Annotated in this window: 9 protein-coding genes; 6 read left to right on the forward strand and 3 right to left on the reverse strand. The window is 65.9% G+C overall.

The features are described from left to right. Positions 1–58: 58 nt before the first annotated feature. Entirely contained in the window at positions 59–1087 is a 1029-nt protein-coding gene (locus tag NS6_RS28880; RefSeq protein WP_068048378.1) for an NADP-dependent oxidoreductase, read from the reverse strand. Between the two features lie 283 nt (positions 1088–1370). Here NS6_RS28880 and NS6_RS28885 point away from each other — a divergent pair, with 283 nt between their 5' ends. The 3 genes from NS6_RS28885 to NS6_RS28895 all read left to right on the forward strand — a co-directional run bounded on the left by NS6_RS28885 (position 1371) and on the right by NS6_RS28895 (position 4000). Continuing rightward, positions 1371–1853 (forward strand): nuclear transport factor 2 family protein, encoded by a 483-nt coding sequence (locus tag NS6_RS28885; RefSeq protein WP_084471504.1) that lies wholly within the window; start codon positions 1371–1373, stop codon positions 1851–1853. After that, positions 1850–2311 (forward strand): DUF3237 domain-containing protein, encoded by a 462-nt coding sequence (locus NS6_RS28890; RefSeq protein ID WP_068048382.1) that lies wholly within the window; start codon positions 1850–1852, stop codon positions 2309–2311. Before NS6_RS28885 ends, NS6_RS28890 begins: the two co-directional genes overlap by 4 nt. Before the next feature lie 162 nt (positions 2312–2473). Further along, a complete protein-coding gene (locus tag NS6_RS28895) occupies positions 2474–4000 on the forward strand; it encodes a long-chain-fatty-acid--CoA ligase (RefSeq protein ID WP_245669547.1) in 1527 nt (508 codons plus the stop codon). An 88-nt stretch (positions 4001–4088) separates the two neighbouring features. Here NS6_RS28895 and NS6_RS28900 read toward each other — a convergent pair whose 3' ends face one another. Then, positions 4089–5768 carry a hypothetical protein gene (locus NS6_RS28900; RefSeq protein ID WP_068048387.1) on the reverse strand — a complete coding sequence of 560 codons (1680 nt, stop codon included), beginning with the start codon at positions 5766–5768 and terminating at the stop codon, positions 4089–4091. Between the two features lie 68 nt (positions 5769–5836). Here NS6_RS28900 and NS6_RS28905 point away from each other — a divergent pair, with 68 nt between their 5' ends. After that, on the forward strand, positions 5837–7030 hold the full coding sequence (locus NS6_RS28905) for a hypothetical protein (protein WP_068048391.1): 1194 nt from the start codon (positions 5837–5839) through the stop codon (positions 7028–7030). Positions 7031–7394: 364 nt separating this feature from the next. Here the strand turns inward: NS6_RS28905 and NS6_RS28910 are convergent, their stop codons facing one another. Then, positions 7395–8306 carry a helix-turn-helix domain-containing protein gene (locus tag NS6_RS28910; RefSeq protein ID WP_068048394.1) on the reverse strand — a complete coding sequence of 304 codons (912 nt, stop codon included), beginning with the start codon at positions 8304–8306 and terminating at the stop codon, positions 7395–7397. Between the two features lie 138 nt (positions 8307–8444). Between NS6_RS28910 and NS6_RS28915 the strand changes: the two genes are divergently transcribed. Beyond that, positions 8445–9350 carry an MBL fold metallo-hydrolase gene (locus tag NS6_RS28915; protein WP_068048414.1) on the forward strand — a complete coding sequence of 302 codons (906 nt, stop codon included), beginning with the start codon at positions 8445–8447 and terminating at the stop codon, positions 9348–9350. Between the two features lie 54 nt (positions 9351–9404). Beyond that, positions 9405–10476: carboxylesterase family protein (locus tag NS6_RS28920; protein ID WP_068048417.1), on the forward strand; the 1072-nt coding region annotated here is incomplete at its 3' end.

The raw sequence follows: 10476 nt of genomic DNA on the forward strand, positions 1-10476 counted from the left end.
AGCAGACGCGCTGCGGCCCGTAATGCGTGAATTCGGCCGCAGCGCCTGGTCGCGAGGATTAGATGACTTTAACGACGACTTTCCCTCTGTTCTCACCTGCGATACTACGATTGAGAGTGTGTCGCGCATTTTCCAGGCCATCGACCACCGTTTCCTCGGCCTGCAGCGCGCCTGCGCTGAGGTCCCGGGACAGCTGCTCGATGATCTCGCCGTACCGATCCACGTGATCGAAAACGATGAAACCCCGCAGAGTGGCCCGCTGCATCAATAGCTGGCTGAGATTACGTAGCCCGCGCTGGGTGCCGGCGGTGCTGTAATCGTTGTATTCAGAAATGAGACCGCACAGCGTGATGCGCGCACCGATATTGAGTCGATCGAGTACATGATCCATGATCTCGCCGCCGACGTTCTCGAAATCGACGTCGATTCCGTCCGGTGTTGCCCGGTCGAGTTGCGCCTTCCAGTCGTCGGCATGTCGATCGACGCAGGCGTCGAAGCCGACCTCCTCGACGAGGTACCGGCATTTCTCGGCACCGCCGGCGATCCCGACCACTCGGGCTCCCCGCCGCTTCGCGAGTTGGCCCGCAACCGCCCCCACTGCTCCGGCCGCGCCCGAGACGAAGAACGTCTCGCCCGGCCGGGGATCCCCGAACTCAACGCCCAGGTACGCCGATATTCCGGTGTGGCCGAGCACGCCGACGAACGCGGGGAGCGGCGCCGGCAATGGATCGGGCAGGACCGTGAACGGCATATCCGCACGCGCTGCATCGGCCACGCAGTAATCCTGCCAACCCGTCAACCCCACGACATGTGCGCCGACGGGAAGATCCTCGCGCTTGCTGGCCACCACCTGGCCTGCACCTGCCCCCCGCATGACCGCGTTCAGTTCGACCGGGGGTATGTAGGAACGCATCGCGCTCATCCATACCCGATTCGTCGGGTCCACAGACAAATAGTGTGTGCGGATAAGTGCCTGTCCTTCGGAAATCTCGGGAACTGGCTCTTCGGTCCATTCTAGATTCGCGTCCGTTACTTCCCCCTCCGGTCGACTCCGCAATCGATAGAGCCTGTTGGTAAGTGTGCTCATGACGTCTCCTGAAAGGGCAGGTAAGGGTTGATGCGCGGACTGACGACACCGCCGGAACCCATGTCCGTAGATGATTTCGGGCGCCTCACGGGTCAAACCAGACCCTGAGAATAGACTTGGAGTGGATTATCGTCAACACCATGTCTATTCGACCTCAGTGAGCGCCACGACGCTCGATCCCAATTGTCGACACACTGTTGACTATCGCCGACAGGTCGGGCATTCTCTCACGTTACGACGACTGGAACATCAGCCGTCGCCAGGCCGCAACGAGGAGGCGATTGTGAGTACCCAAGCGGAAAATCGCAAGGTAGTGGACCATTTTTGGAGCGATCTCGATGGCGGGCCGCCGTCCGGAGCGAAGCTGGAGGAGTGGAAGGACTGGTTCGCGGAAGAGGCTGTCTGGGAAATGCCGTTCGCCCCAGAGCCGCTCGCGAAGGCAGTCCCCGGCCGCGCGCTCATCGGCCACTTCGTCGACTGGTTCTTCGGATCCGTGCCGGATCTGGTGATCGATTCGCTGGTCGTCCACGACACGACAGACCCTGAGCTCTTTGTTCTCGAACTTCATGGCCGGGCGACCGTGGCGCAGAACGGGAATATCTATGCGAATACCTATTGCACGCATATGCGTGCCAGGGACGGCAAGGTAACTCTGATTCGCGAGTACTTCGATCCGAACGTCGTTGTCGGAGCTTTCGGAGTCGAACTGATCGGTGAAGGTATGGCCACAGTAATGGCTGCCGCGGGCCTGGAGGTTTCCAAGTGAAGCTCATTCCGGAGTTCTCGTACACCGCGGAGTTGGGTGCCCCGCAAATTGTCGGCCCCGGGCCGTACGGTTTACGGCAAGTGCTCCCGGTCACCGGCGGTACGGTGACGGGCGACCGGCTCAGCGGTCAGGCGGCCATCGGCGGCGGCGACTGGCTCCTCGCCGGCGAGGACGGCTTCGGGCGGTTGGATGTGCGCGCGCAGTTCGATACCGACGACGGTGCCGTCATCTACATGAACTACCAGGGGCTGGTCGAGGTCACGGACGTGGCGGCAGCCGCTTTGGCAGGAGGGGATTCGGGCACAGAGTTCGGCGATCACTACTTCGTCACCACTCCGCGGCTCGAGTCCGGCGATCCCAGGTACAGCTGGGTCAACCAGACAATTTTCGTGGGGCAGGGGCGCGTCACACCGGGGCCGGTGATCGAGTTCCAGGTCTTTCGGGTAGCCCTTCAATAGCACCGACCGGGCACGACAAGTGGGCCGCGCATTCGTACACAGTGACGATGTGCGGCCCACGCTTCCATGCGGCCGTGGTTCCCACTGTCGCTGGCTCGAGCCGCTGTCGACGAGGTCGAGTTGCCTCGTGACGCCGCTCGGATCAAACAGGAGTACTCCTTTATGTCTTCTACCATGTCTTCGACGCTTTCCCTATCGTCAAATCTCGCGAACAATCTCATCGACACTGCTCGTTACCTGGGGGATCGGCCGGCGATCAGACTTGAAACCACCACGCTGAACTATTCCCAACTCGGGCGCGCGGCAGCGGCCGTGGCGGGTGATCTGCAAGCCAGGGGAATCCGCGCCGGCGACCGCGTCGGTATCGTGCTGCCGAACGTGCCGGCGTTTCCGATCCTCTTCTACGGGATCCTGATGGCGGGTGCCGTCGCGGTCCCGATGAATCCCCTGCTGAAGGCACGGGAGGTTACGTATTACGTGGAAGACTCCGGGATGTCGCTCGTCTACGGCTCGCTGACAGCGGGGGACGTGGTGTCGGAAGCAGCACGCGCGGCGGGCATTCCGGCATTTCTCATTACGGAGTTGGGGCCGACCGGAGCGGATCTGCTCGGTTTTCCGGTCGAGGAACCTGTGTGGCGCGGTCGGGACGACACTGCTGTGCTGCTCTACACCTCCGGTACCACGGGCAGCCCCAAAGGCGCTGAACTCACACATGACAACATGTCGACAAACGCGTCCACCACCGTCGATACGCTCATCCAGACAACCCCCGATGACATTATTCTGGGGTGCTTGCCACTCTTTCACGTATTCGGTCTCACGTGCGGTTTGAACGCCGCCGTGAAGTCGGGTGCTCTGCTCACCCTGATTCCCAGGTTCGACGCCGAAACAGCTCTTCGTGTTCTCGTGCGGGACAACGTCACGGTTCTCGAGGGCGTTCCCACCATGTACTCCGCGCTGCTGAATTCCGCTGATGCCGATTCCGTGGATCTATCGCATCTTCGCTGCTGCATCGTAGGAGGCGCACCGATGCCCGTCGAAGTGTTGAAGGCATTCGAGGAAAAATTCGCGTGCGAGATATACGAAGGATATGGTCTCTCGGAAACCGCTCCCATCGCTTGTTTCAATCAGCAGGGAACGCCGCGTAGAGCTGGAACGATCGGAATTCCGGTCCGCGGCTGCCTGCTTCGCCTGGTCGATGACCACGGCAACGAACTGCTCGGATTCGATGAGCCAGGGGAGATTCAGATCAAAGGTGAGAACGTCATGAAGGGGTACTGGGGCCGCCCAGCGGCGACCGAGGAAGCCATAGTGGACGGCTGGTTCAGTACCGGGGACATCGCAACCCGAGACCGCGAAGGCTATTACAGCATTGTGGACCGGAAGAAGGACATCATCATCAGGGGTGGATACAACGTGTATCCACGCGAAGTGGAGGAGGTGCTGTACGAGCACTCCGCCGTAGCCGAGGCGGCAGTAGTCGGGATCGAAGACGGATATCTCGGCGAACAAATCGGCGCTGCCGTGGCACTCAAGCCAGGTGCCCACGCCGAGCCCGCCGAAATAATGGACTTCGTGCGGGAACGGCTGGCGGACTACAAGTATCCCCGCCGAATCTGGTTCGTGCCCAGCTTGCCGAAAGGCCCTACAGGCAAGATTCTGCGCAGGAGCGTTGAACCACCGGTCTGATAACGCACAGATTCGCGGTGGAATCACCTCCGGCGATGCTCTGGAACCACGCCCCGACGATAATCCGTGAAATATCAGTTCGGCGAAGCTAATCGGTGGTGACGAAGGTCGCGTCGGGGAGGTAGATCGCCCCGCTTCCGTTCATCGTCGCGAACTCGATACGTACCTGATGGACCGGCGGGGCGTCGTCCTCGGCGTCAGGAAGTTGCTGCGTGGTGATCTCGAACCTCGCCGAGGCGGTGTCGGCTGGTTCTGCGCCGACCCGGGCGGCATTGGCCATGGCGATGGCGGCGAGTCGGCTGGCGGTGATCTCTGATAGGCCGAATAGTCCGGCCGGATCCGGTGGGGTGTCTGCCTCGGTCTCCGTCGTTGGAAAGACTCCCGATGCCAGCGAAATGCTGATCCGGTCGCCCGGCGTGGTAGCCGGATGGACAACCAGCTCGATCTTTCGAGAATTGCAGCCGAGACAGAGACGCTCGATTCCCGGTGCGGTCGCGCCGATACCGGCCAGGGGGAGTGCGGCGGCGACCTGCGCGAGGGCGGCCTCGGGATCGCGGACGTCGAAGATCGGCGCGATGGTCCCGTCGAGCTCGGCCAGGTAGGTGCCGCTGTTCTCGTTCACTTCGACGCGTACTTCGATTCGCGGCTCGGCGTCCGGCGACTCCTTGCTGATCTCGACTCGATCATCACCTGTCTGGTCGATTCCGAGTGTCGCGGTGATGGTGTCGTAGGCCGCGACCACAACCGATGGATCGACGGCCGAAAGCGGGAATGTATTCCGGACCCGGGCCGAGGCATCGTTGCCCGACCCACGGGAAACGTCCACCCGCTCGGCGTCATAGTTGCCGTACGAGTCCTGGCTGGCGTGATAGGTGACGCGCTGCGCATTCGCCTCGTCGAGGACGACGAGCTCGGCCCAGAAACCGTAGAAGGTCAGCTCGAGGACATGTGCGGTGCTGCCCTGAATATTCTTTTCGGCCATTGCCGTCAACGCGGCGAGCGCATCGAGGCCGAACCGGCCGATCGCGCTGTCGATTTCGTGTGTGCCGGTGCCGAGATCGGTGACCGCAGGAATTGCGGTGGGAATAGCGGAGCTCAGGCCCGCGGTATCCGGTAGCAGTAGTCCGGTCGCCGCGCCGGAGACCGCGAAGGCGGTACAGAAGCAGAGGATGACCCGCGCCGGTGAGACGACCCCGTCGCGCGGCACGGTGTACACGCGCTCAGGGGGAATCTCCTCGGGTATCTCCGCAGCCAGCGCCTGACCGTACTGTTGGAGTTCGGCGTCCTTCCACGGCATCACGACCGCGCCGGGTAGCCGGTGCACTTCTTCGACGGTGGCCATCCGGCGCTCACCGACGGCCGATTCGAGCACCTTGGGCGGAGCGATCGCGCGGGTGGTCGTAGCGTAGGAGCCCTCCTGGGACTGCCGATCGACCACGGTGAGGCCGAACTCAGCGGTCCGGGTGTCGCCGGTGAGGTCTGTTTCCACCGAATGGATTGCTGCGATCTTGGCATGTGGTGAGTCCACGGCAGCAGCCTGCCGCGGACCGCCCGCAGCGAGGTCCGGGCGCACGATGAGGTCGTCGGCGGATCCGCGTAAGCGCAGCGACCCGGCCAGCAGCGCGAGAGCAGCGATTCCGGCGCCGGCACCGTACAGCAACACCGAGGAATTATCGGCCGCGATTGCGAGACCGGTGAACGATACGGCGCCGGTAGCAGCGCCGATAACGGTCGCCCGTAAGGAGAACCGGCGGGTGACCTCTGGCATGGCCCGAGGCTAACACGCTGTGCAACCGGCTGTTCGTGTAGTTATATCGAAGTGTGGTAAACCCCGACGTGCCTCTACGGACCTCTCGCGAGGAATCGCGATCCGCCGGTGAGCGGGGTGCTCCGGAGCGCACTCCGGTCGCAAGTGTCGGCACGGACAATCTCGACAATCTCCAGTACGGCATGTATGTCGCTGCCGACCGCGATCCGGTGTTCCCGGTTGCGTTCGGGGTCGGCTCCCTGACGACGCTCATGGTGAGCGGCTGGGCATGGACGGAGTTCGGCCGCGACAGCGTCCTCGCCACGGTCGCCCTGATGATCCCGATGGTGATCGCCCTGGGGGCGGTCCTCCTCGCAGCCAGGCGCCGTCCGCCGCGACTCGGGATCCAGCTCAGCCCCACCGAGGTCATGCTGGGTAACTGGCCGGAACGCACCTTCCGATTCCCACGGGCCGCCGTCACGAAGGTTACGATGAGCAACGGCCCGTGGACCGGTAGCTCGACGGCGGCGGCTCCCAGCCACGATTTCCGGCGGCGGATGCACCACTACATCCAGATCACGTTGCGTAGCAACGATATCTTCTGCGTCGCCGCCGATCCCCACAACAACCCGGTCAATGACCGGATAGTCCGTGAACTGCGGCGGACAGCCGGCCCCGCCGCGCTCGAACCGCAAGCAGCGAGACCACCGAAGCGGCCGCTGGAAGCCCCGGCGGCTGCGCCCGAATCGCCGACCGGCCTTGCGTCACCCTCTTCCGGCGAGAAGCTCTGGGCGGCAGCGACGCGCAAACACGACGAGGTTCTACTCGCCTACTTGCCCTACGAGACCGAACCGTTGATACTCATGCGCTATCCCGCGCTCACCGATATCACGCAACCGGCGACGGCAGGCTTCCATGACGCCATGGAAGAGGCGAATGCGCTGCGCACCGAGACGATGCCCTCCGATTCGAAGTTCGCGGCCGCATACCGGGACTCGGTGCGCCGCCTCGCAGTCGCTTGGGCGACCGCCGAACGCACCGCGAAACGCGAAGGCACGACCTACCTTGATCCGAGGGACCGGCGCAAGCTCGAGCAGGCAGCCAAACTGCTCCGTCACGCCGAGGGCGCCGCCTCATCGCCCGAACGCGCCGTGTATCTGCGGCAGGCCAAATCGATTCTGGTGGAGTTGGTCGACAACGGTGCGATTCACACCCCGCCGAAGATCGTCGAGGCGATCGACACTGCCACGAGCCTCGCAATCGAGGCCGCGGAACAGCGATAACGACGCGCAGGAAGCGGCCGAAACAACGACGGAACACCCGCTCCCGGATCACTCGCGGTGTAACGGCGGTCAGGCGTACCGATACCGCTGCTATGAGCGCTGCCGGAAGGATATTCCGTCACACTAGGGCAGATAGCATTCGAATGCTGTGCACAGCCGAAAGGGCGGAAGGCCCGAGAGATCACGAAGGGAACACTTCCAGCGGTGCGCACGCCAGTAGTGGCGGACCAGTTCCGGGAACCATCCCCCCACCCGAGCACGGCGCCGTGGGGGGTGGCGGACCTCGCGGCCGGACCCGAGCCGAAACCCGGAGACGTAGCGCTGATCCGGATGGGGTGGGCGTCGGGGCCCGGCTACGAGGTGGTCATCGGGCGGCGGGGGAGCGGTCGGGCAGGGCCGGTCCACCGCTCCGGCCGGACCGCTCTGCCGCACTCGCCTGACGCAGCAGGGCCATGGCCGCCTCCGACGGTGACCCGGCGGGCGTCGTGCACACCACGACGGATTGCCCCGGCGAACGCGCGAGGGCGAGGGTCTGCTGGGTGACCGTCACCGTGCCGACGACAGGATGGCGCAGCTCGTAGGTGGCGGCGTCGCACGGCGTCACCCGGTGGTCACCCCACAACGCCACGAATTCCGGGCTCTTCATCGTCAGCTCGCCGATCAGCTCGGCGAGCAGCCGGTCCTCCGGATGACGGCCGACGGCGATCCGTAGATTGCCCACGACCGCGCGCACCTTGCGCCGCCAGTCCCCGTATAGCTCTCGGCAGTGCGGGTCCAGAAACAGCATCCGGCTCATGTTCGGCCGGCGCGCGGGGTCCTCCGGGCTCAGCGGGTCGACGTGGCCGGCGAGCAGGGCGTGGCCGAGTGGGTTCCACGCCAGCACGTCCGTGCGCCGGCCGAGGACGAGCGCCGGGACGCCGTCGAAGGAGCGCAGCAGGTCCCGCGTCTCGTCGGCGAGCTTCTCGGGGCGGGGCCTTCGCGCCTGCGGTACCCGGCGGGAGGCCCCGGCGAGGCGTTCCAGGTGGTCCCGCTCATGGTCGTCGAGTAGCAGGGCGCCGGCGATCGCCGCGAGCACCTCCGCCGACGCGCCACGGGACAGGCCCTGTTCGAGCCGGGTGTAGTAGGACACGCTGACCCCTGCCAGCTGCGCGAGCTCCTCCCGGCGCAGCCCCGCCACCCGTCGGCGTGGCCCGAGGTCGTGCAGCCCCACGTCTTCCGGGCGCAGCCTGGCCCGCCGTGCCTGCAGGAAGTCGCCGAGCGGGCTTGGTCCGTCCATTACTCCACTATCCACGCCGACGGCACCGCCCAGCCACACCCTGCCGGGGGTAGGACAAGGCGGGGCTGGTTGCCGCGCACGGACACGATCAGGCTCGACCTGGTCAGGGCAGCTGCCCCCGATTCACGAGGAGTGATCATGGATCAGATCGAGCTGGGTGACGTGACAGTCACCCGAGTCAAGGAGTACTACGGCTCCGTCGAGATGGGCCCCGCGGACTTCTTCCCCGACAGCCCCGACGGTGCCTGGGACGAGCACCGGAGCTGGCTCGCCCCGGACTTCCTGGACACCGGCACCGGCGAATGCCTCTCGGCCATCCAGACCTGGCTGCTGCGCAGCGAAGGCCGCACCATCCTCGTCGACACCGGGGTCGGCAACCACAAGGACCGCCCCTACGCGCCCGTCTGGAACCGCCTGGACACGAACTTCCTGGACAACCTCGCCGCCGCCGGTGTCCGGCCCGAAGACGTCGATGTCGTCATCAACACCCACCTGCACATCGACCACGTGGGCTGGAACACCTACCTCGACGGCCGGACCTGGGTGCCGACCTTCCCGAACGCGACGTACCTGATCACGCAGCAGGACTTCGACTTCTGGAACCCGGCCGACAACCACGAACCGGTGCTGGGTCGCGGCAACCAGAACGTCTTCGAGGACAGCGTCGCTCCGGTGCACGAGGCCGGGCTGGTCCACCTGTGGGACGGCTCGTACCGGATCGACCGGAACCTCCGGCTGGATCTCGCGCCCGGCCACACCCCCGGGTCGTCCGTGCTGACCTTGGAATCGGGCGGCGACCGCGCACTGTTCGTCGGCGATCTGGTGCACACCCCGTTACAGCTCGTGGAGCCGGAGACCAACTCCTGCTTCTGCGAGGACCCGGCCGAGGCCCGGGTGACCCGCCACAAGCTCCTCGGCCGCGCGGCCGAGGACAACGCGCTGGTCTTCCCCGCGCACCTCGGCGGCCAGGGTGGCGCCGAGGTCGAGCGCGACGGGTCGAAGTTCGCCATCAAGGAGTGGGCGGGCTTCTCCCGCATCGCCTGAGCCCGGTGGGGCCGGCCCCTGCCCCGCAGTAACCCGAGAGAGGAAGCGTTTCCTGTGCCCCAGCAGGCAAATCCGATCGTAGAGACCCCGGCGGGCGCCGTGCGCGGTGTTCGTGACCGCTTCGGCGAGTTCTACCGCGCCGTCCCGTACGCGGCGGCACCCCGGGGTGCCGGCCGGTTCGCGCCACCGGCGTCCCACCCGGGCTGGTCCGGTGTCCGGGACGCCACCGCACCGTCGCCGACTGCGCCGCAGCCGGCCCGGGACTTCGGGCGGCTCGACATGATCCCCTATTTCGGTCCGGGCTGGGTGCGTGGCGAGGAATACCTGACTGTCGACGTCCGCACGCCCGGCGCGGACGACGGGAAGCGGCCGGTCATGGTCTTCGTGCACGGCGGCGGGTTCGTCACCGGTTCCACCCGCGCCGCGCTCTACGATGGCCGGGCATTCGCCCGCGACGGCGTGGTGCTGGTGACGGTGAACTACCGCGTCGGCATCCCCGGCTTCCTCGACCTGGACGGCGCCCCCGCCAACCGCGGGCTGCTCGACGTCCTCGCCGCGCTCGGCTGGGTGCGGGACACGATCGCTGCGTTCGGTGGCGATCCCGCGAACGTCACGCTGTTCGGCCAGTCCGCGGGTGCCACCATTACCGGAGCCCTGCTGGCGACGCCGGAAGCCAAGGGGCTGTTCCGGCGCGCGATCATCCAGAGCGGCAGCGGCACCGGCGCCTTCACTCCCGAACAGGCGCGGCGGGTCACCGCGGCGGCTGCCCGGGCGCTGGGCGTGCCGCCCACCGCGGAGGCATTCGCCGAGATCCCGGACGAGGGGTTTCTCGAGATCCTGCCGGCGCTCGCGGGGATCGACCTGCGGACCGCGACGGCCACGGACCCACTCGTCGAGCTGAGCCCGTTCTCCCTGGTCCTGCCCGTGCAGCCGGCCGAAGCCCTGGCGGAGGGGCCGGCCGGCGAGGTCGGCCTGCTCATCGGCACGAACACCGAGGAGGGCCATCTCTACCTGGTACCGCAGGGCAAGCTGGAGTCGTCCACGGATGACGATGTGCTCGCAGTCGCGGCGAAGGTCGGCGCGGACCCCGCCGCCGTCGTCGCGGCCCATCGGGCGGCCCGGCCGG

This window comes from Nocardia speluncae NBRC 108251 (assembly GCF_001613245.1).
Lineage (GTDB): Bacteria > Actinomycetota > Actinomycetes > Mycobacteriales > Mycobacteriaceae > Nocardia > Nocardia speluncae.